Genomic DNA, 23,722 nt, shown 5'->3' with positions numbered 1-23,722 from the left:
ATACATTATAATGCAAAACCAAAGGAGAGTTGTTATAGATTATGTGTCGCCTAAAATTAATAATGGCGAGTTTTTCATTAAAAGAATAATTAATGAAGTAGTAAATATTGAAGCTCATATTCTAGCAGATGGGCACGATGTTCTTGCTGCATCAATACTTTACAAACACAAAAAGGCAAAAAAATGGAGCGAAACTCGCCTTTATTTAGATGCAAACAACGAGTGGAAAGGGTCTTTTACAGTTGAAAAACAAGGGTTTTATACCTATAAAGTTGAAGCTTGGGTAGATTATGCTCTTAACTGGCAACATGGTATTGAAAGAAAAATAGAAGATGGTCAGCATGTAAAATCTGAATTATTAGAAGGTATTGAACATCTTAAAGCTATAAAAAGTAGTGTTGATAAAAATGATTCGTTTTATTTTGATTACCTCATCAATATTTTTGCTAATGAAGAAAACTATGATGAAGCAATAAATGAAGCGCAAAGCGAAAGGTTACATGATATTTTTACTAAGTACCCTCAAAAAATATTAGCAAACACATCTGACGAATATAAAGTTTATGTAGATAGAAAAAAAGCGCGTTTTAGTACGTGGTACGAGTTTTTTCCGCGCTCAGCTTCAGAACACAAAGGTGTTCATGGTACGTTTAAAGATTGCGAACGTTTATTGCCAAGAATTGAAAAAATGGGCTTCGACACCTTATACTTACCTCCTATTCATCCCATTGGAGAAGTAAACCGAAAAGGTAAAAATAACACCACCGAAGCTTTTGATGGCGATGTAGGTTCTACCTGGGGTATTGGCTCAAAATTTGGCGGGCATAAAGACATTCATCCAGAACTAGGAACTATTGATGATTTTAAAGCACTAATCCAAAAAGCAAAAGCACATAATATTGAAATTGCTATGGATTATGCCTTACAAGCAGCTCCCGATCATCCTTGGGTAAAAGAGCACCCAACATGGTTTAAATGGCGTCCAGATGGCACTGTTCAATATGCTGAAAACCCCCCAAAAAAGTATCAAGATATTTTACCTATTTATTGGGAAACGAAAGATTATAAAGCCCTTTGGCAAGAGTGCTTAGATATTCTCTTATATTGGATAGATTGCGGAATACATGTGTTTAGGGTAGATAACCCGCACACCAAACCCTTCTACTTTTGGCATTGGATTATAGAAAATGTAAAAGCTAAACACCCCGATGTTATATTTTTAGCCGAGGCATTTACTGCCCCAAAAGTAATGCAACAATTGGCAAAACAAGGCTATACACAATCTTATACCTATTTTACCTGGAGAAATTCTAAACAAGAACTTACAGAATACGTTGAAGAATTAACCAAAGGAGAATCTCGAGAATATATGCAGCCTAATTTTTGGCCAAATACTCCAGATATTAACCCTTTTCATTTACAAGGCGCAAACGAATCTAAACACATACAACGTTATGTTTTAGCGGCTACTTTAAGTTCTAGTATTGGAATTTACGGTCCAGTTTACGAATATATGTTAAGCGATGCCTTACTTGGGCGCGAAGAATATAACAACTCTGAAAAATTCCAATTTACCCACTATGATTGGATTATTGAAAACAAACTTATCACTGTTATTTCAAAAATCAATCACATAAGACATCAAAACGAAGCCCTTCAACAAACAAACAACATTAAGTTTTGTTACATCGAAAACAATAATTTATTAGCATTTTATAAATGGAATGATGCCAAGACAAATCAACTTTTAATCATTATAAGTTTAGACGATTATGGCATGCAACAAGGCACTGTTCAAGTTCCGTTGCAAGATTTAGGAATTGATGGTAATCAACAATTTCAAGTTAAAGATTTAATAACTAATAGTAGTTATAATTGGCAAGGCGAGTGGAATTTTGTTGAATTGCATCCAACCTTACCGTTTCATATTTTTAAAATAAATAAATAACTCTTACATGGCACAAGTAAAACCTTATAGCTTATTTACAGATTTTGATATTAACTTGTTTAAAAGCGGAAAACATTACAGACTTTATGAAAAATTTGGATCGCATATTGTAACGGTTGATGGAATTGAAGGCACGTATTTTGCTGTTTGGGCACCATCGGCAAAACAAGTTTCTGTTGTTGGTGATTTTAATTATTGGATAGAAGGCGAGCATCAATTAAATGTGCGTTGGGATTCTAGTGGTATTTGGGAAGGCTTTATTCCTATGGTAGGAAAAGGCACCACATATAAATATAAAATACAAAGTAATAATAACGATATAAAAACTGAAAAGGCAGATCCTTATGCAAGGCGTTGTGAACATCCACCAAGTACAGCATCCATTGTTTGGGACGATAATTACACGTGGAAAGACAAGGCTTGGATGAAAAACCGTAAAAAAAGTAATGCTTTAGATGCACCATACTCAGTTTACGAAGTCCATTTAGGATCATGGAAAAAACATGTTGAAGAAAACCGCTTTATGTCTTACTATGAATTGGCTGATGATTTAGTAAACTACGTAAAAGACATGAACTTTACCCATGTAGAGCTTATGCCAATTATGGAATATCCTTACGATCCGTCATGGGGATATCAATTAACAGGTTATTTTGCACCTACATCTCGTTTTGGCTACCCAGAAGAGTTTAAATATTTAGTTGATAAATTACACCAAAATGGTGTTGGTATTATTTTAGATTGGGTACCATCTCACTTTCCTGAAGACGCACATGGCCTTGGTTTTTTTGATGGCTCAAATCTATATGAGCATCCCGACAAACGAAAAGGCTATCACCCAGATTGGAAAAGTTTAATTTTTAATTACGAAAGAAACGAGGTTAGATCCTTTTTAATAAGTAACGCTGTTTTTTGGTTGGAACAATACCATGCCGATGGGTTGAGAGTTGATGCTGTGGCTTCCATGTTGTTTTTAGACTACTCGAGAGAAGATGGCGAATGGGAGCCTAATATTCATGGAGGCAGAGAAAACCTAGCCGTAATTGACTTCTTAAAAGAGTTGAATGAAGAGGTATATAAATCGTTTCCAGATGTTCAAACTATTGCAGAAGAATCAACCGCATTCCCTATGGTTTCTAAACCAACTTTTATTGGCGGTTTAGGGTTTGGAATGAAATGGATGATGGGTTGGATGCACGATACCTTAGAGTATTTTGGCAAAGACCCTATATACAGAAAATATCATCAAAACGATATTACGTTTAGTTTAGCTTATGCTTTTACCGAAAACTTTATGCTACCGCTTTCACACGACGAAGTTGTATATGGTAAAAACTCTATTTTAGGCAGAATGCCTGGTGATGAGTGGCAACGTTTTGCTAACCTGCGTCTATTATATGGTTATATGTTTACACATCCGGGAACAAAACTCCTGTTTATGGGTAGCGAATTTGGGCAATACAACGAATGGGATTTTCAAGGAAGTTTGGATTGGAATTTATTAGAATTTAATCCACATAAAAATATTCAAAACTATTATAAAGCACTTAATAAACTTTATAAAACCACCCCTGCACTATACGAAAAAGGATTTAGTAGCGAGGGGTTTGAATGGATAAGTTTTGACGATCATGAAAACTGTGTTATATCATACATCAGAAAAGGATACGAAGCAGAAAACGATATTATTGTCGTGTGCAATTTTACTCCATCTGTTAAAGAAAATTACAAAATAGGCGTTCCTATAAAATCGAAAATTAAAGAAATATTTAATAGTGATGCTAAAGCGTTTGGTGGTAGTGGTATAGGCAACCCAAGACAAATTACCGCTAAAAAAGAAGCATGGAATGGTAAAGCATATTCAGCAGAAATTACACTTTCTCCTCTTAGCGTTTCTGTTTTTAAATTTAAAAAACAATAATCTACTTGCATAAAATGTAATTAATAGCTCTATTACTTATGTTTTGCGCAAATAAACCTGTGTTTTTTTGTTAAAAAAATGTAACAAAAATTTAATGGTTTTAGTACTTTGGTCAATTAAATAAATTGCTGATTATACATGATTTTAAATACACAATTAGAATATAAAGGAGACTTATTTCCTGCTAATATAACAAACTATAAAAAAGATGTAGATGTACTGCATTTTTCAACCACAAATAACGTTATTCTTCAACTTACTGTTTTAAGAGATAGTGTGTTACGGTTTAGATATACTACCATTGGTAAATTTGATAATGATTTTTCTTATGCTATTGATGAAAACGCAAGCAGAGGTTATAATCATTTAGAAATAACTGATGATAAAGAAAAGTATATTGTTACAACATCAAAATTAATCTGTCATATTTATAAAGCCGATTTAAGAAAATCAATCTTTGATGCTATAGATAATGCCCTTATTTGTGAAGACGAAAAAGGCTTCCATTGGGAAGAAAGTTACGAGTTGGGTGGCGACATTGTTAAAATGAGTAAAGCTTCGCAGAACGGAGAAAGTTATTATGGTTTAGGAGACAAACCAAGTCATTTAAATTTAAAAGGAAAACGTTTTGAAAATTGGGCAACCGACTCTTATGCATATGGCAAAGATACAGATCCTATTTACAAAGCCATTCCGTTTTATACAGGTTTACACAACAATAAATCTTACGGCATTTTTTTTGATAATTCCTTTAAAACCTATTTCGATTTTTGTCACGAACGCAGAAATGTTACCAGTTTTTGGGCACAGGGTGGAGAAATGAATTATTACTTCATTTATGGGCCTAAAATGCAAGATGTTGTTACTAGTTATACAGATTTAACTGGTACTCCTGAGTTGCCACCACTTTGGGCATTGGGCTACCACCAATGTAAGTGGAGTTATTATCCTGAATCAAACGTTAAAGAAGTCACTGCAAAATTTAGAGAGCTACAAATTCCTTGTGATGCTATTTATTTAGACATCGACTATATGGAAGGGTTTCGTTGCTTTACATGGAGCAAAGATTATTTTCCAGACCCAAAACGTATGGTTAAAGAACTTGCCGATGACGGATTTAAAACCGTGGTAATTATTGACCCAGGAATTAAAATTGATAATGAATACAGTGTTTTTAAAGACGCTTTAGATAAAGATTATTTTTGTAAACGTGCCGATGGCCCTTACATGAAGGGTAAAGTATGGCCTGGAGAATGTTATTTTCCAGATTTTACAAGAGCCGAAGTACGTAAATGGTGGGCAGGGTTATTTAAAGAGCTTATTGAAGATGTTGGTGTAAAAGGTGTTTGGAACGATATGAACGAACCTGCTGTAATGGATGTTCCTGGTAAAACATTTCCTAATGATGTAAGGCATGATTACGATGGAAACCCTTGTAGCCACCGAAAAGCACATAATATTTACGGTATGCAAATGGCGCGTGCTACTTACCATGGATTAAAAAAATTCAATTATCCAAAACGCCCATTCGTAATTACACGATCGGCATACTCTGGTACGCAGCGCTATACCTCAACTTGGATGGGAGATAACGTAGCTACTTGGGAACACTTACAAATAGCTAATATTCAAGCACAACGTTTAGCTTTATCTGGATTCTCATTTGCTGGATCTGATATTGGTGGATTTGCAGAACAACCAAATGGCGAATTGTACGCACGCTGGATTCAACTTGGTGTTTTTCACCCATTTTGTAGAACACACTCCTCTGGGGACCATGGCGATCAAGAACCTTGGGCGTTTGATGAAGAAATAACAGATATTGTTCGAAAATTCATTGAAATTAGATACCAATTACTACCGTACTTATACACCTCATTTCATCAATATTCTCAAGACAATGTGCCAATGCTAAAATCGTTAGTATTATTTGATCAAGAAGACACTCAAACACACTACAGAACAGATGAGTTTATATGTGGTAACCAGCTTTTAATTTGCCCAATAAACGAGCCAAATGCCAAAGGAAGACGCATGTACATTCCTAAAGGCGATTGGTTTAATTTCTGGACTAACGAGCTAATTTCAGGAGGTAAAGAAACTTGGGTAGATGCCGATATTGATAGTATGCCCATTTTTGTAAAAGCAGGGGCTATAATTCCTAAATACCCTATACAACAATATGTTGGCGAAAAAACAATTGACGAATTAACTCTTGATGTTTACTATAAACAAGGTAAAGAAGACTCTGAACTTTATGAAGATGCTGATGATGGTTACGATTACACCAAAGGACGCTATAGTTTAAAGAAATTTAATCTAGCTGGAACCAGTGATAAATTAATCATTAGAATTCATAAAAGAGGAAAGTATATTACTTCTTATGATACATTCAAAATTAATTTAATAGGATTGCCTTTTAAGGTAAAGTCTATAAAAGTTGATAACGAATATGTCGATTTAAAAGATGTTAAGTTTAATGGTAATAACTCGCTTGTTGTTTCAAAAGAGTTCACAAATCTTCAAATAAAAGGATAGAAAATGCTTAAAAATTTTAATAAAAACCTCATTTTAATAATTCCAATGAGGTTTTTTTATGTTTTAGTAATATTAAAATGGCTTTCCTAAATACACCAACTGAAACCCTTCATTAATAGTATCAATCTCTAAATTATAAGACGATATAATGTGTAGTTCTCCTTCATTATCTTTAATAAATAAAGGGATTATATCTTTATCGGCATTACTTATCTTAATTAAGCTTTCATAATGTTCTTTATCTTTTAAATCAATCTCTTGTATTGATGGGTGTCTTCGTGTTAATTCGGTTAAAGCATTAAAATCATCCGTATGCGAAAACAAACCTTCTCTTGGATTGTTGTTTTCATCTAACATTTCGTTTGTTGTAACCAACCTAAATGACCCGTTTTCACCAAACTGCTTACTAAATTTATCAATAGCATATTTATTAATACTAGAGTTCCCTGTTAATGCCATTAAGTAGCCAACATCATTTAATTCAATATTATCCATTAATGTGTCTGAATAAATATTAGTAGTTATAGCTTCTAACCCTAATTCTTTTGCTTTTGTAATATTTCTTTCGTTGCTGTCAATAAGCACAACATGTCTTCCGTTTGCTTCAAGGTAATGCCCCAAAAGCCGAGAAATTTTTGACGCACCAATAATTAAAATGCCTTCAGATTTTGTTAAAAATACACCAACTATTTTAGCAAATAAACGAGCTGTGGTAGCGTTTAACAAAACAGTTCCTAAAACAATCATAAACACCAAAGGTGTAATATATTCTGCGCCTTCAACACCTTGTTTTAAGAGCTTGCTACCAAATAAAGATGCAATTCCAGCAGCAACAATTCCTCGTGGCCCAACCCAACTAATAAACAGTTTTTCATTAATCTTTAAGTTTGATCCAAGCGTGCTTAAAAAAACCGCCAATGGCCTAATAACAAATACAACAATAGTAAAAAGAATAGCTGTTTTCCAGGTGTAAAGCAGCATTAAATCTTCAATGTTAATATTTGCTGCTAACAGGATGAATAAAATAGAAATTAATAAGACGCTTAAAGACTCTTTAAAATAAAGCAACTCTTTTAAGTTTTCTAATTTACTGTTACCCAATACCATACCCATAACCACAACAGCTAAAAGTCCAGATTCGTGTGCAAAAATCTCAGATTCAACAAAAACCAGTAATACCGTTGATAGTGATACTACATTTAATAAATAATGAGGAATAAGCTTTTTATTAATTACAAAGGCTAAAGCGTGTGCAAAAGTAAATCCAAAGGTTGTGCCAAAGAGGATAATTTTACCGAACTCCATTAATGCGGTTTTAGTAAAACCACTGTCGCCGCCAACACTAATAAACTCAAATACTAATACAGCCACTAAAGCGCCTATAGGATCTATTAAAATACCTTCCCACTTTAGTACTGCAGAAACATCTTTTTTAAGGGGGATATTTCTCAATATTGGCGTTATTACAGTTGGTCCAGTAACAATAATAAGTCCAGAAAATAAAAAGGAAAGTTCCCAACTTAAATCAAAAATAAAATGAGCCAATATACCTGCTCCAAAAAAAGTAATCGCAGAACCCAAAGTAATTAATTTAGTAATTACAGGGCCTACATTTTTTATTTCTGAGCGTTTTAAAGTTAAACCGCCTTCAAAAAGAATTATGCTTATAGCGAGCGACACAAAATAATATAATCCTTCGCCTGGGAAAAGCCCTTTTTCTCCATTCCAAATAGGCTCAATCCATTTCGCGCCATCGTCACTTAAATATTCTGCGGCAATAGGGCCAACAAATAATCCTATTAAAATTAAGGGTAAAATAGCAGGGATTTTAAATTTCCATGCTACCCATTGTGCTAATATTCCTAAAATAATAATCCCTGCTAATTCTAACATAAAGTTTTTTTAAAACACTAATTTAAGTAAAACAGATGATTCCATGTTTTTAAAAAATACTATCTTTCAAGTTTTGTGTAAATTTTTATAAAAATTGTGTCTTTAAAACCCTTTAAAAGTATTGGTATTGGTGTAGCTTACTCGCCCAACTTAAAAGCAAACATCTTTGAGGCTGCGAGGTTATGTGTTTTTTTTGGTTCAAAACTATTTTTAATTCATGTTGGCGAAAAATCTGAAGATAAAATAGCAATGCTTAAAGTTATTCTTAAAAGTTTTGAAAAAGACAACTTAGAATACGAGGTTGTTTTTAAAACGGGAAAGCCTGTTGATGTTATTTTATCGACTACTGAAGAAAAAAAAATAGATCTTTTAATTCTTGGAGCAGTACAACGCGAACGTTTTTTAAAATACTATGTGGGCTCAATTGCTCGAAAAATTACACGACAAGCAAAATGCTCTGTTTTATTATTAATTAAGCCTTCGGTTGAGCGTTTACCTTGTGAGCATATTGTAGTTAACGGTTTAAAAGATCCAAAAACTGAGCAAACCATTAAAGTGGCTTTTTATGTTGCAAAAAAGCTGAAATCTGAAAAGATTACTATTGTTGAAGAAATTAAGCAAGATCAAATTTCTGTAAAAGTAGATGATGATAAATCCTTAAGACGAGCTAATATTATTAAAGAACGTATTAGACTTAGAGAAAATTCAAGAATAAATGAAATTATAAGTCATATACCAGATGCATACACTAAAAATAAAACTATAAAGCTACAGCCTATTTTTGGTAAAAAAGGATATTCTATTGGACATTATGCACAAATTTCGCGTGCCGATTTACTCGTAATGAACGCTCCAATTAAAATGACCTTTTGGGACCGATTATTTCCACATGATATTGAACATATTTTAACTGAATTACCAACTGATGTGTTAATCCTTCAATGAGTCCGAAAAAAAATAACATAAAAGACTTTTTAAAAGACTTACCTAAAAATATATTTTCTGGTTTTGTGGTAAGTCTTATTGCGTTGCCTTTGGGCTTAGGACTTGCTATGGCTAGTGATGCACCACCAATAGCGGGTATTATAGCGGCTATAATTGGTGGTATTGTGGTTTCTATTTTAGGAGGAAGCCATGTTACCATTGCTGGACCAGGAAATGGTTTAGTTGGAGTGCTTTTAATAGCCATTTCTACTTTAGGGTTAGAAAACGCTTATGTTGCTATTATTTTTTCTGGAGTACTTTTAATGGCACTTGGTTTTTTTAGAATGGGTACACTTGCCGATTTTTTTCCGTCATCTGCTATACAAGGTATGCTTGCTGCTATTGGGCTTATTATTTTAGGAAAGCAGTTTCATATTATGCTTGCGCACAAAATAAAAAGAGAGGATACGGTTGATTATCTTTTTGAAATTCCCTATTCTATTAATGATGCTATTCATTACGAAAATAAAGGCTTAATTTTTGCCGCTCTTGCCGGTGTAATAAGTTTAGCTATTATGCTTTTTTATTCAAAAATTAGAAATAAATATTTACAACTTATTCCCGCACCAATGTGGATAGTTCTTTTATCCATTGGGTTTAGTTATTATTTCGAATTTGGTTTGCATGAGCCTAACCCTATAGCAAAAGAATATATGATTTCTGGAATTCCATCCATTCAAAATATAATTGCCGACATACCAACCCCTAATTTTAGTAGTATTTGGTCTTTATCTTTTTGGGGAAGCGTTTTAGCATTAACACTTATTTCTGGAATAGAATCGCTTTTAAGCATTAAAGCTGTTGATAAATTAGATCCTGAAAAAAGGCGCTCCAATGTAAATAAAGACTTAAAAGCTTTGGGTTTAGCCACTGTTGGCAGTGGATTTTTAGGAGGGTTAAATGTAGTAACTGTTATTGCGCGTAGTTCTGTTAATGTAAATAATGGTGCTAGTAATAGGTCGTCTAACTTTTTCCATGCTGTTTTTTTAATTCTTTTTGTTGTTTTGTTTAGCACACAACTTACCAGAATTCCATTACCTGCTTTAATGGCCATATTAGTATATACAGGTTATAAATTAGCATCTCCAAGCGTAATTACTAAAATATTCTCAATAGGTAAAGAACAGCTCATTATCTTTTTCATTACCTTAATTGTCACTTTAAAAATTGGATTAATTACAGGCATTATTGCTGGCGTTATTGCTACTTTAATTATTCATTTTATAATAAATAAAAGTGTTGCTTTATTTTTTAGAAATGTTTTAAAGCCCAACGTTTTAATGTTTAAAGAAACAGGCAGTGAAAACAATTTTTATGTAAGTGTAAAACACTTTTGTAGCTTTCTAAATTACTACAAACTTAAAAAACAATTGGATGCTGTACCTGAAGATGAGGATGTTATTGTAGATTTTTCAATGTGCGAATTTGTAGACCATACCGTTATGGAAAACATGCATAGCTACCAAGAATTATTTAATAAGCGCGGTGGGCATTTTGATGTTATTGGCTTAGATATGCACGACTCAAATTCTAAACACCCATTTGCTTTAAGGCGTATGCTTCCTGTGCCAAGAATTATTAAAAACAGTTTAACAAGGCGCCAAAGCAATATGGAAGCTTTAGCAAAAGATTACCTCTTTAACTATAGTCCTAAAAAAGAAAAAGAGGTGTCTTTTTTAAATCATTTTCAGTTTTTCAGTACCAAACACATCAACCATATTTACAATAAATTATCGCTTAAAGAAAGTACTGTTTGTATGTTTGATGTTGAGTTTTCTGAAGGTGAGTTTATTGCTAAAGAAGTGGTGCGCTCAACCATGCTTTACATAGAACTAAATGATAGTATTCCTGAGTTTACTTTAGACAAAGAGGGGTTTTTAGAAAAAGTGTCGGCCTTTGCTGGCTTTAAAGATATTGATATTGAAAACCACGACGATTTCTCTGATCGTTTTTATTTACAAGGTGAAAATAAAACAGAAATAAGCAAGTTTTTTAACGACGATGTTACTCATTTTTTTGAAAGCAATCCATACTACCATGTAGAATCTAATGGTAAAGCTTTACTCGTTTTTGGAAAAGAACGGTTGGCAAGTTTAAAAGAAATTAAAGCTTTATTCGATTTTGGTAAGCGTCTTAAAGAGGTTATTGCTTCTGTTTAATTTTCTTAATTTATTCTTAACCTTTTCGATGGTTCATAATAGATTTCTTAATTTTACATTGCTATGAATTTATACCCAATAAGTGCTGGAAATTTTAAATTAGATGGTGGTGCTATGTTTGGTGTTGTACCTAAATCGTTATGGCAACGAAGCAACCCTGCCAATGCTAATAACATGATTGATATTGCTGCGCGATGTTTACTTATTGAAGATGGTAATCGCCTTGTTTTAATAGATACAGGTATGGGTGATAAGCAATCGAGTAAGTTTTTTGGCTACTATCACCCATGGGGAAATGATACTTTAAATAACTCGCTTAAACAACACGGGTTTCATCCCGATGATATTACCGATGTGTTTATGACGCATTTGCATTTTGATCATTGCGGAGGAAGCATTACATGGAATAACGATAAAACGGGTTACGAAACAGCTTTTAAAAATGCATATTTTTGGAGCAATAAAAAACATTGGCAATGGGCAACCCAACCCAACAGACGCGAAAAAGCATCGTTTTTAAAAGAGAATATTTTACCTATGGAAGAAAGCGGGCAATTAAAATTTATAGCACTTCCTGAAGAGGATATAGTTAAAAACTCCGAGCTTGGATTCGATATTTTTTTTGCCAATGGACATACCGAAAAACAAATGATTCCTATGATTAACTACAAAGGTAAAACCATTTGCTTTATGGCAGATTTACTCCCAACAGCTGGCCATTTACCCATTCCTTATGTAATGGGTTTCGATACTAGGCCACTGTTAACTTTAGATGAAAAAGAAAAATTTCTTAATATTGCAGCAAATAATAATTATTACCTGTTTTTAGAGCACGACGCCCATAACGAAATTATTACCGTAAAACATACCGAAAAAGGCGTGCGTTTAGCAAATGTTTTATCAACAAAAGATATATTTAATTAACTACTAATTTATTAAAAAATGGACATAAAAAAATCATTCATATTATCAGCTTTTATAGTTTCAATTTTTTACGGCTGTGGTACTGCCGATATTTTATCAACACCTGTAGAAAACATTGATACTATTCCTTTAAAAGTTTCTGAGCTTACAGAATATGAAAAACAAAATTGGGGGCATTTAGATTTAATAAAAGACACCATACCTGGAATGAGTGTAGATAAAGCTTACGCTGAAATTATTAAAAACAAAAAAGGAAAATCTGTAATTGTAGCTGTTATAGACTCTGGAATTGATATTGACCACGAAGATTTAAACGGTATCGTTTGGACCAACCCAAAAGAAATTCCTAATAACGGAAAAGACGATGATAAAAACGGATATGTTGACGATGTACATGGTTGGAATTTTTTAGGAGACGGTTATGATGAGCAATTAGAATTTGTACGTATACTTGCTAGTGGAGATACCAGTAACCCTGATTATAGTAGAGCCCAGACCGAATACGATACCGAATATCAAAAATATACTAGTTATAAAAATAATTACGAGCAAACATCGCAACAAGTTAAAGTAGCAGACGAGGGCATAAAAAAGCATTTAAATAAAACAAAATATACAAAAGCCGATGTTAATGCTATTAAAACAGAAGACCAAACACTACAACAATATGTATCAATAGTTAAGTATGTGTATAGTCTAGACATGGAATCTGTAGACGATTTTATAAAAGAATTAAATGATGGTTTAGCTCAAATTAACGAGCGTTTAAACAATAACCTTAACAAAAACTTAAAAGGACGTAAAACAGGAGATAACCCTGACGATCTTAACGATAATCTAGGTTACGGCAATGGCAATGTTAAACCCGTTAAAAAAACCGAAAGTCACGGCACACATGTAGCAGGCATTATAGCAGCCGAAAGAAACAATGGTAAAGGCGTAAATGGCGTAGCTAATAATGTAAAAATAATGAGTATTCGTGCAGTACCTAATGGTGATGAATACGATAAAGATATTGCTTTAGCAATACGTTATGCTGTAGATAATGGCGCGAAAATCATAAACGGGAGCTTTGGTAAAAGCTATTCTCCGCATAGCGACTGGGTTAGAGACGCTATAGCATATGCAGGGAAAAATGATGTGCTTTTTGTTCATGCGGCAGGAAATGATAGTAAAGATGTTGATGTACACTCTAACTTCCCAGATGATAACAATGGTGGTGCTGAGGTATCAAATACTTATATTAGAGTTGGTGCTTTAACACCTAAATACGGATCGGGTGTAATAGCTAGTTTTTCTAATTATGGTAAAAAAAATGTAGATGTTTTTGCTCCTGGAGCTAAAGTCTATTCTACAACACCAGAAAATGAATATGATACTAAAGGAGGCACCTCTATGGCTGCTCCTGCTGTTGCTGGTGTTGCAGCTTTAATTCGTTCTTATTACCCAAAATTAAGTGCCGCTCAGGTAAAACAAATCCTTATGGATTCTGGTCTTGCAATTAAAACTAAAGTTGTTGTAGGTGGAGATACTAATAATGTTAAACCTTTTGCAGATTTAACGTCGTCTGGTAAAGCTGTTAATGCATACAACGCATTAATTATGGCATCAAAAATGTAAAACATAGCATTAATAAAAAGAAGCTCCCTTAAAAGTGAATTTTATGTTATATTGAGCCTGTCGAAATATTTTAACATACTCATAATCAATATAAGTTTCGATAAGCTTAACTTGACAAATTGAATGATAATGACTTTTAAGAGAGGCTTTTTATTATTATTTACTTCAAATTAAAAATGTTATTCAGCTAAAAATAATATATTATGAAATTAATGCTCCCTTTTTTCTGTTTTCTACTAATACTCTCTTGTAATAGCCAAAAAAATATTATTGTTGCGCAAGCACCAACTTCGCCTTCGCCTCCATCAACTCAAAATTCTGGATATTGGCAACAACATGTAAATTATAAAATGGAAATTGATATGGATGTAAACACCTATCAGTATAAAGGAAAACAGCAATTAATATATACAAACAACTCTCCAGATGTGTTAAACAGGGTTTACTACCATTTATATTTTAATGCTTTTCAACCAGGTAGTGAAATGGATGTTAGGTCTAGAACCATTGCAGATCCTGATGGTCGTGTAGGCGACAGAATTAGTAAATTAAAACCTAATGAAATTGGTTATATTAAAGTTAATGCTTTAAAACAAAACGGAGTTAATACCAAGTACAAAACCGTTGGTACTGTTTTAGAGGTTGATTTAGCAAAACCTATTCAACCAGGAGAAAAGGTTTCGTTTGATATGCTTTTTGATGCCCAAGTGCCCGTGCAAATTCGTCGTTCTGGGCGACATAATAAAGAAGGTGTGGCATTATCTATGGCGCAATGGTACCCTAAATTGGCAGAATACGATTTTGAAGGTTGGCATGCAGACCCATACATTGCCAGAGAATTTTATGGTGTTTGGGGAGACTTTGATGTAAAGCTTACTATTGATAAAAACTATATTGTTGGTGGTACAGGTTATTTACAAAACCCAAACCAAATAGGTTATGGCTACGAAACAGCAATAGTAAACAGACCTGATACTAATAAACTCACATGGCATTTTAAAGCACCAAATGTTCACGATTTTACTTGGGCTGCCGATCCAGATTATATTCATGATACTGTGCAAGTTCCTAATGGTCCTAAGCTTCATTTCTTTTATAAAAGCACTATGTCAAAAGAAAAACTAAAAAATTGGAAAAAACTACAGCCAAAATCGATTGAATTAATGCACTATTTTAGCACTCATATTGGTAACTATCCCTACAAGCAATATTCTATCATTCAAGGGGGAGATGGTGGTATGGAATATGGTATGTGCACATTAATTGTTGGTAGTGGTAAATTTAACGGTTTGCTTGGTGTAACAGCACACGAAATGGCACATTCATGGTTTCAGTTTCTATTAGCTACAAACGAAGCCAAACACGAGTGGATGGACGAAGGGTTTACTAGTTATATTGAAGATAAAGCCTTAAATGATATTTTAAATAAAAATAAAGCGAATCCTTTTGAAAACGCATATAAAGCCTATGTTTATTTGGCGAATAGTAGCAAAGAGCAACCACTAACCACACATGCCGATCGTTATAATTATAATAGAGCTTACAGTATTTCTGCTTACAGTAAAGGCGAGGTGTTTTTAGCTCAATTAGGATATATTATAGGCGAAGAAAATTTAAAACAAACCATTAAAAAGTATTTTAACGATTTTGCTTTTAAACACCCAAAGCCGTTTGATATTATAAGAACAGCCGAAAAAATATCTGGTTTAGAGTTAGATTGGTATTATATTGATTTTGCACAAACTACAAATACTATTGATTATAGCATAAAATCTGTTGAAGAAAACACGATAACTTTAGAACGCATTGGTTTAATGCCAATGCCTATAGATTTAACAGTAACATATACAGATGGTAGTACAGAAGATTTTTATATCCCGTTACAAATGATGCGTGGCGAAAAACTAACAAATGCAACTACAATTAAAGACTGGGCTTGGGCTTATCCAACCTACACTTTTAAAACATCTAAAAATGTAAAATCTGTTCAAATTGATCCTGCGGAAATGATGGCAGATGTTAATAAAGAAAATAATAAAGGATAAAATGAACTACCTCGACGCAAGCATGCGAGGTATCAAAATAACTTCAACTGTGAAGTATGTATTTTTTCATAACTCTGACTATTTCCTTGTCCTTGAACATATTTCTTAATAACTTCTTCATTTGCATATTGACCAACTGTGTTAATATAATAACCACTTGTCCAAAATTTTCCACCCCATAAAAACCTCTTTATTTCTGGATGTAATCTGAAAATTTCTCTAGCTATCAAACTCTTAATCGTGTTTGATATTTTCTTTGCAGACATCATAGGAACACTTTGAATCAAAAAATGAACGTGGTCCTCATCACAACCTATTTCTAAAAAATGTACCTCATAACGCGCCGATATTTCTAAACATATATTACGCAACGTTTGTGAAACTTCTGCTGTCAAAACTTTTCTCCTATATTTTATCGGACAAACCAAATGATATAAGAACAAACTTTTATTATGACTCTTATGAATATGCTCACTCATAATGCCAAAATTACATATCTTTACGCTACACCCGACGCAAGCATCGGGGAATTCTAATGATTAAAGTAATTTAGAAACACTTTTTTTTATTAATTTTCTGCTTTTCCTATCAAATTAAAATCAAGATGTTTTTTAACTAAATCTGTGTTTTTAACCTTTACAACTACTTCGTCTCCTAGTCGATACATGTTTTTAGTATTTCTGCCAACCATAGCGTATTGGTCTTGATCGAAAGCATAATGATCGTCTTTCATATCACGAACACTTACCATACCTTCGCATTTATTAGATATAATTTCCACATAAATTCCCCAATCTGTAACACCTGATATTACGCCAACAAATTCTTGATCTTTATGGTCTTCCATAAAACGAATTTGCATGTATTTTATAGAATCTCGTTCTGCTTTAGTGGCTAAATATTCCATATTACTGGAATGCTTACATTTTTCTTCGTAATTATTTTCATTAACAGATTTTCCACCATCTAAATAATGTTGTAATAAACGATGTGCCATAACATCAGGATAACGTCGGATAGGTGATGTAAAATGACTGTAATAGTCAAATGCTAAACCGTAGTGCCCAATATTTTGTGTGGTGTATTCTGCTTTACTCATACTTCTTATTGTAAGCGTGTCTACTAAATTTTGTTCCTTTTTACCATTAACTTCCTTTAATAAGTTGTTTAAAGAAGCTGTGGTGCTCTTTCTGTCTTTAAAATTAAGTTTATACCCAAAACGACTTACTACATTTTGTAATGCCGCTAACTTACTATCATCTGGTTCATCATGTACACGATACACAAATGTTTTTTTAGGACTTTGTTTTCCTATAAATTCAGATACTTTTCTATTAGCTAACAACATAAATTCTTCAATTAATTTATTAGCATCTTTACTAGTTTTAAAAAAAACACCTTCAGGATTATTATCTTTATCTAAATTAAATTTTACTTCAACTTTATCAAAAGAAATAGCACCATCACGCATACGTTTGTTTCTCATAATTTTAGCTAGTTTATCTAAAGTTATAATTGCTTTTGCTAAATCTGGTGTGGTGTTGTATGCTTTCCCAGTAAGGGATATTTCTTGTGGTATTGTAGTATTAATACTTATAACTTCGATATCCTCAGTCACCGCAATATTATTTTCGATTATTGCTTGCGCTTCTTCATAAGCATAACGTGCATCACTATACGTTACGGTTCTACCGAACCATTGGTTTTTAATTTCTGCTTTATCATTCATTTGAAAGACTGCAGAAAAGGTATATTTCTCTTCATGCGGACGTAATGAACAAGCATTGTTTGATAATACTTCTGGAAGCATAGGAACTACCCTATCTACTAAATAAACCGATGTTGCGCGCTCGTAAGCTTCTTCATCTAAAATGGTTCCTTCTTGTAAATAATGCGATACATCTGCAATATGAATTCCTATTTCATATAAACCATTTTCTAAAATTTTAAAAGATAAGGCATCATCAAAATCTTTTGCGTCTTTAGGATCTATAGTAAACGTTAAATCTTTACGCATATCTCTGCGTTTTGCAATTTCTTTTTCTGTTATAGAGGTATCTAATTTATTTGCAAATGCTTCAACTTCATTAGGGAATTCGTGTGGTAATCCGTACTCAGCTAAAATGGAATGAATTTCTGTATTGTGTTCTCCTGGTTTTCCTAAAATCTTTTCAACTTTACCATATGGAGAATCTGCATTTTCTGGCCAATCTTCAAGTTTTACTAAAACTTTATCACCATCTTCGGCTTTCATTGTTTTATTAATAGGTACAAAAATATCTTTATACATTTTAGTACTATCAGGTATTACAAAAGCATAATTACTGTTTTTTTGAATTTGTATAACACCAACATATTCAGATTTAGCGCGTTTAATAATATTAGTAATTTCGCCTTCTAATTTACCTCGCTTCCTGCGTTTATAGGCGTAAAATTCTACTTCGTCGCCATCTAAAGCTTTGTTTATATTATTTGATGCTATAAACACATCATCTTCAAAATCATCACAAATAATATACCCATTTCCTTTAGCTGCTAAATCTAAAATACCTGTATGGTATTCAGTATTTACAATAGCTTTAAACTTACCACGTTCTACTTGTTGTATCTCTTGTTTTGCTGCTAGTTTAGTTAAAGTTTTTATAATTTGATTTCGGCTACTAGCATCATTCACACCTAGTTTTGCAGCTATTTGTTTATAATTAAAACTTTGGTTTCTTTCTTTTTTTAATATACTTAAGATTGTATTTGTAAGGTTGGAAATCCCTTTTTCTCTGGACTTCCCTTTTCTTTTTTTACTCATTTAATTTTGTAATCATTTTCAATTCCTAAGGTATAGGAAATTATGTTATTTAATAGCATTGTACAGGTGAAGAAATTGCTATTTATTTTTACAAAGTTAGGGTTTATAATTTTAATACCAATTTTTTAACTTTAAATATAGTTATCCACATTATATATTATATAATAATTTTCTTTTATAAATTTAAAAAAATAAATAATGGTTATTATAGTATGTTAATATGTGGTATAACTTTTTTAAGGTTTATTTTGATATGTGTTTTATTAAATATTATTGATATAAAGTTAACAGTTATTTAAACGATAACTATCTAAAATTTAGATGGTTTTATTTTTCTATTCACAACTGTTTATATCTTACTTAACAAGTTATATTTAATAAAAATATTTAGTATTTGTTTTATAAATATACATTTTAGTGCTAATAACTTTACAAAAAATTTACATTAACTTATTTGGATGTTTCTTTAATGTTATGGATTGAAAAAATAAACGAATTCTCCTAATTTTAGTTTTATAAACTAATAAACAGTTATTAACAAGTAATGAATATATTAATTGACAACTATTATAATTATTACCTTTGTATTATAACTAACTAATATATAAAAAATGACAATTTCAATAGGTAACGATCACGCAGGAACAGATTATAAATTTGCTATAAAAGAGCATTTAGAATCTAAAGGAATTAAAGTGAAAAACTTTGGTACTGATGCTAATGATAGTGTAGATTATCCAGATTTTGTGCATCCTGTTGCTGAAGCTGTTGAAAATAAAGAATCAGATTTTGGTATTTTAATTTGCGGTAGTGCAAATGGTGTAGCTATGACGGCTAACAAGCATCAAAATATTAGAGCGGGTTTATGTTGGAACAAAGAAATTGTTAGTTTAATTAGGCAACATAATAATGCTAACATATTATGTATTCCAGCACGATTTACAGCAATACACCAAGCTATTGAAATGGTTGATACGTTTTTAAATACGGATTTTGAAGGCGGAAGGCACCAAAATAGAGTGAATAAAATTCCTTTATCATGCTAAATGAGTCATAACCACTCTCATAATCACTCACATTCTCATACCGATTTAAAAGGCAGAAATCTTTTTATATCTATTCTATTAAATATTGTTATTACTGTTGCGCAAGTTATTGGTGGCTTAATATCTGGTAGTTTAGCGCTTTTAAGTGACGCATTGCATAATTTTAGCGATGTTGTATCTTTAATTATAAGCTATATAGCAGAAAAACTTTCTAAACGTAAAGCATCATTTCAAAAAACATTTGGTTATAAACGTGCCGAAATATTAGCAGCTTTTATAAATGCCGCTACTTTAATGATTGTTGCTGTTTTATTAATTATTGAAGCTGTTGAGCGCTTTCAGAATCCACAAGAAATAGAATCTAATTTAGTAATATGGTTATCTGTTATAGCTATTTTAGGTAATGGTTTTAGTGTGCTTTTATTAAAAAAAGACTCTGAAGCTAATATGAATATGAAAAGTGCATATCTGCATTTATTAACAGATATGATGGCGAGTATTGCGGTATTAATAGGCGGTTTATTAATGAAGTATTATCAATTATATTGGGTAGATAGTGTACTTACTTTTATAATAGCTTTATATTTAATTTGGATGGGTTTTGATCTGTTAAAAAACTCAACCAAAGTACTCATGTTGTTTACTCCAGAATCTACACCTATAAATAAAATTGTTGAAGAAATTAATGCTTTTAATAGTATTAAAAATGTGCACCATGTTCATATTTGGCAGTTAAATGAAGAAGAAATTCATTTAGAAGCCCATATAGATTTTAATGAAGATATAACCTTATCTCAATTTGATACTATTTTACAAGATATTGAAGCTTTATTATTTAGTAAATACGATATTAATCATGTAAATATTCAGCCAGAGTTTGGAAAAGATGATGTAAAAGATGTGATTGTGCAGGATTAATACGAACGTTATTCCTAGGAGGCACGATGCGGGAATCTGTTTAAGATAGTTTCTTTATTTAAAGAGATTGCCACGACTTTTTTAAAGTCTCACAATAACGAAAAAAGTATAAAACATGTTAGAAATAAAAGTAAAATCTTTTCAAGAATTATCAATATATGAGTTGTACAGTTTACTTCAATTACGTAGTGAAGTTTTTGTAGTAGAGCAAGATTGCGTATATCAAGATTTAGATGGAAAAGATAGAAAAGCACTACATGTTTTAGGTTTAAAAAACAATAAAACTGTATGTTATACGCGAATTTTTAAACCTGGTGATTATTTTAATGAAGCTAGTATTGGAAGGGTAGTAGTCTCTAAAAAAGAACGTAAACATAAATATGGTTATGATATAATGAATGCTTCAATTGATGCTATAAAAAAACATTTTAACGAAACAAAAATTAAAATTTCAGCTCAAGTTTATTTAAGTAAGTTTTATAATAATTTAGGGTTTAAAGAAACAGGAGATGAGTATCTTGAAGATGATATTCCCCATATTGCTATGATACGTCAATAAGCTATCTTTTTAAAGCAAAATACCCTCTTAAAACTTCGTTATTATTTAAGGTTATTTTATACCAATAACTATCAACAGGTAAAAGTTTACCATTTAAAGTACCATCCCAACCTTGAGAAGAAGGGCGTAAAAATTTTAATAATTTTCCATACCTGTTATAAATAGAAACACTATTTATACTATTATTAGCATCAATAACATTCCAATAGTCATGATTACCATCGTTATTAGGTGTAAAGTATTTTGGAATAAAATAATCCACATTTTCTTGAGTAATAGTAACCGTAAAAGAAGATTGGTTACTATTGCAAATCGTTTCATTATAAATATAAATGGTTTGAGAACTAGTTATAATGCTTCCAGGCATTAATAATACTCCGTTTCCAAAAGGCGCTGTACGATACTCTCCATTATTTAAAACAGGTAAAGTATAACTTTGGCCAATAAAGTTTTGTAATGAATCAACAGGAACAAAACTTGTGCATTCATTTAAATCACTAACAAAGTTTGAATACGGGTGTGGTCTCCAATTAATGTAATCTATTGAAGCATCATCAACTACAACACAGCTTAAATTTGGATTAAATTCAAAATCTACAACACTTTCAGTTGTGCCATTTTTTATATCTAACCAACACAAATTATTATCACTACAATCTAAATTTACTAATGTTCTATTATTAGACATGTCTAGTTGAGTAAGTTGATTGAACTCACAGCTTAAATCGCTCAGTAATATATTTTCGGTAACATCTAAACTGGTTAATAGGTTATTAAAGCATAACAATACTCGTAAATTAAGATTGTTTGTAACATCTAAACTAGGTATTTGATTTAAGCCGACATCTAAAAAAGTTATGTTTGGGTTTTGAGTTACATTAATACTCGTCAATAAATTATTTCTAGCAATTAAAGTATTTAGGTTAGCATGAGGTGTTACGTCTAAACTAGGTATTTGGTTGTTATTACACACCAAAACAGTTAAGCTTAAATTTTGAGATATATCTAAACTGGTTAAAAGATTATTACCACAAGTTAAAGAAATTAAATTAGTATTGTTAACAACGTTAATATTGGGAATTTGGTTAAAGTCGAACCAAAGAATTTTTAGCTCGTCAAGCGCAGAAACATTAAGCGATGACAACATGTTGTTATTACAATATAATTCTGTAATATTTAAATTAGATGAAACATCTAAACTTAGAAGATTATTATCAGAACAATCTAGAATAGATAATGCTGTAAAACCCTGAAGACCAGTTAAATCAGTAATGTTTAACTCAGAAATATCTAACTCAGTTACAGTATTAATATTAGCAGTGGGTACAAAATCATCTAAAGCACCAGTGTCGTAACCTAAATTTATTAAAGCTTGTTCAAAATTATCATCTGGAACAAAGGTGTTTTGAGAAATACAATAACCACTTATTAAAAAGAAGCATAAGCTGATAAAGTTGATTTTATTAACCATACGTTTTTAATTCTCGTTTCCCACATAAGTAATTAAAATTTCTACACGTCTGTCAAATTTTGGGTCGCCCCCAAGAGGAAATTTTCTTCGCATACCCATATAACGCATACGTTTTTTATCCACACCTTTTTTTGCAAAATAATTATATACATATTTTGCTCTTGCTTCAGATAAGTTGCGTTTTTTTGTTTTTCTATCTACCGCATCTCTGGAAAATTTGGTACAACAAACATGACCCTGAATAGTAAAATAAATATCGTCTCGTTCTACTAAAGCCTTAGCTATTGATGTTAGAGTTTTTTTAGAATCTGGAGTTACTGTAGCATACCCTGTTTTAAATAAAATATTTTCAAACACTATTTTATCACCAACCTTAAGTTCGCTTTTTATTTGTTCAGGGACATCTTTCTTTTTAACTGTTTGTGCTATTGGTTTTTCTTCAACAATAACTTTAGGTTTCGGCTGCACTATAATTTCCACCTTTCGGTTCAAACCTCTAATTTTTACTAGGTTTTTTTCGTTTACTATTTTGAGCAAAACTTCGCCTTTTCCGTCAACATTGGTAATTAAAGACTCGCTTATTTCGTTATTTGAAAAAATAGATTTTATAGCATCAGCCCTTTGTTGAGACAGCTTTAAGTTATAATCATCAGCACCAATATCATCACAAAAACCATATATAGAAATCGATTCAATATCAACATCTGTTAAAGTTGAAATAAAGAGCAGTAATCTATTTTCTTCGGTAGGTGGCACATCATATTTATCTGTATCAAAATAAACATCATGTGTGAGTTTGTTTTGAGAGGAAGCTATGTTAAAGCATAGTATAATTAATATTATTTTAAATAATTTATTCATTACTGGGGAATAGAATATGGCTATAAATATAC

The 23,722-nt window shown here is 31.9% G+C and carries 16 protein-coding genes; 11 read left to right on the top strand and 5 right to left on the bottom strand.

Going from position 1 to position 23,722, the window contains the following annotated elements:
• Positions 1 to 10 precede the first annotated feature (10 nt).
• The 3 genes from L3X37_RS10215 (at position 11) to L3X37_RS10205 (ending at position 6,407) form a co-directional block, all read left to right on the top strand.
• Positions 11 to 1,948, top strand: a complete 1,938-nt coding sequence (locus tag L3X37_RS10215; RefSeq protein ID WP_237240082.1) for an alpha-1,4-glucan--maltose-1-phosphate maltosyltransferase — start codon at positions 11 to 13, stop codon at positions 1,946 to 1,948.
• 7 nt (positions 1,949 to 1,955) lie between these two features.
• Positions 1,956 to 3,869: a 1,4-alpha-glucan branching protein GlgB gene (gene glgB, locus L3X37_RS10210; protein WP_237240081.1), complete on the top strand. Its 1,914-nt coding sequence runs from the start codon at positions 1,956 to 1,958 to the stop codon at positions 3,867 to 3,869.
• A gap of 138 nt (positions 3,870 to 4,007) precedes the next feature.
• Positions 4,008 to 6,407, top strand: a complete 2,400-nt coding sequence (locus L3X37_RS10205; RefSeq protein WP_237240080.1) for a glycoside hydrolase family 31 protein — start codon at positions 4,008 to 4,010, stop codon at positions 6,405 to 6,407.
• 72 nt (positions 6,408 to 6,479) lie between these two features.
• Here the strand turns inward: L3X37_RS10205 and L3X37_RS10200 are convergent, their stop codons facing one another.
• On the bottom strand, positions 6,480 to 8,300 hold the full coding sequence (locus L3X37_RS10200; protein ID WP_237240079.1) for a cation:proton antiporter: 1,821 nt from the start codon (positions 8,298 to 8,300) through the stop codon (positions 6,480 to 6,482).
• Positions 8,301 to 8,396: 96 nt separating this feature from the next.
• Between L3X37_RS10200 and L3X37_RS10195 the strand changes: the two genes are divergently transcribed.
• The 5 genes from L3X37_RS10195 to L3X37_RS10175 all read left to right on the top strand — a co-directional run bounded on the left by L3X37_RS10195 (position 8,397) and on the right by L3X37_RS10175 (position 16,032).
• Complete coding sequence (locus L3X37_RS10195) at positions 8,397 to 9,245, top strand: universal stress protein (protein WP_237240078.1); 849 nt, start codon at positions 8,397 to 8,399, stop codon at positions 9,243 to 9,245.
• The gene (locus L3X37_RS10190) at positions 9,242 to 11,443 is read left to right on the top strand and encodes a SulP family inorganic anion transporter (protein ID WP_237240077.1); all 2,202 of its coding nucleotides are present in this window, start codon (positions 9,242 to 9,244) and stop codon (positions 11,441 to 11,443) included. The genes L3X37_RS10195 and L3X37_RS10190 overlap by 4 nt, the downstream gene beginning before the upstream one ends.
• Before the next feature lie 63 nt (positions 11,444 to 11,506).
• Positions 11,507 to 12,367 (top strand): MBL fold metallo-hydrolase, encoded by an 861-nt coding sequence (locus L3X37_RS10185; RefSeq protein ID WP_237240076.1) that lies wholly within the window; start codon positions 11,507 to 11,509, stop codon positions 12,365 to 12,367.
• An 18-nt stretch (positions 12,368 to 12,385) separates the two neighbouring features.
• On the top strand, positions 12,386 to 13,987 hold the full coding sequence (locus tag L3X37_RS10180; RefSeq protein ID WP_237240075.1) for a S8 family peptidase: 1,602 nt from the start codon (positions 12,386 to 12,388) through the stop codon (positions 13,985 to 13,987).
• Between the two features lie 212 nt (positions 13,988 to 14,199).
• A complete protein-coding gene (locus L3X37_RS10175; protein ID WP_237240158.1) occupies positions 14,200 to 16,032 on the top strand; it encodes a M1 family metallopeptidase in 1,833 nt (610 codons plus the stop codon).
• 32 nt (positions 16,033 to 16,064) lie between these two features.
• Here L3X37_RS10175 and tnpA read toward each other — a convergent pair whose 3' ends face one another.
• Entirely contained in the window at positions 16,065 to 16,511 is a 447-nt protein-coding gene (tnpA, locus tag L3X37_RS10170) for an IS200/IS605 family transposase (RefSeq protein ID WP_237240074.1), read from the bottom strand.
• Between the two features lie 89 nt (positions 16,512 to 16,600).
• Positions 16,601 to 18,835, bottom strand: a complete 2,235-nt coding sequence (rnr, locus tag L3X37_RS10165; RefSeq protein WP_237240073.1) for a ribonuclease R — start codon at positions 18,833 to 18,835, stop codon at positions 16,601 to 16,603.
• A 611-nt stretch (positions 18,836 to 19,446) separates the two neighbouring features.
• Here rnr and rpiB point away from each other — a divergent pair.
• The 3 genes from rpiB to L3X37_RS10150 all read left to right on the top strand — a co-directional run bounded on the left by rpiB (position 19,447) and on the right by L3X37_RS10150 (position 21,358).
• Positions 19,447 to 19,881 (top strand): ribose 5-phosphate isomerase B, encoded by a 435-nt coding sequence (gene rpiB, locus L3X37_RS10160; RefSeq protein WP_237240072.1) that lies wholly within the window; start codon positions 19,447 to 19,449, stop codon positions 19,879 to 19,881.
• Complete coding sequence (locus L3X37_RS10155) at positions 19,882 to 20,799, top strand: cation diffusion facilitator family transporter (protein WP_237240071.1); 918 nt, start codon at positions 19,882 to 19,884, stop codon at positions 20,797 to 20,799.
• A 115-nt stretch (positions 20,800 to 20,914) separates the two neighbouring features.
• On the top strand, positions 20,915 to 21,358 hold the full coding sequence (locus L3X37_RS10150) for a GNAT family N-acetyltransferase (RefSeq protein ID WP_237240070.1): 444 nt from the start codon (positions 20,915 to 20,917) through the stop codon (positions 21,356 to 21,358).
• Between the two features lies 1 nt (position 21,359).
• On the opposite strand, the gene L3X37_RS10145 is transcribed toward L3X37_RS10150, so the two are convergent.
• Together L3X37_RS10145 and L3X37_RS10140 are read right to left on the bottom strand one after the other, a co-directional pair.
• Positions 21,360 to 22,829 (bottom strand): T9SS type B sorting domain-containing protein, encoded by a 1,470-nt coding sequence (locus L3X37_RS10145; protein ID WP_237240069.1) that lies wholly within the window; start codon positions 22,827 to 22,829, stop codon positions 21,360 to 21,362.
• A 6-nt stretch (positions 22,830 to 22,835) separates the two neighbouring features.
• A complete protein-coding gene (locus tag L3X37_RS10140) occupies positions 22,836 to 23,690 on the bottom strand; it encodes an OmpA family protein (RefSeq protein ID WP_237240068.1) in 855 nt (284 codons plus the stop codon).
• Positions 23,691 to 23,722 lie beyond the last annotated feature (32 nt).

Source organism: Wocania arenilitoris, assembly GCF_021728535.1.
In the GTDB taxonomy this organism is placed as follows: domain Bacteria; phylum Bacteroidota; class Bacteroidia; order Flavobacteriales; family Flavobacteriaceae; genus Wocania_A; species Wocania_A arenilitoris.
The sequence above is the reverse complement of the archived record's forward strand: the minus strand, read 5'-3'. Positions and strand labels throughout refer to the sequence as shown.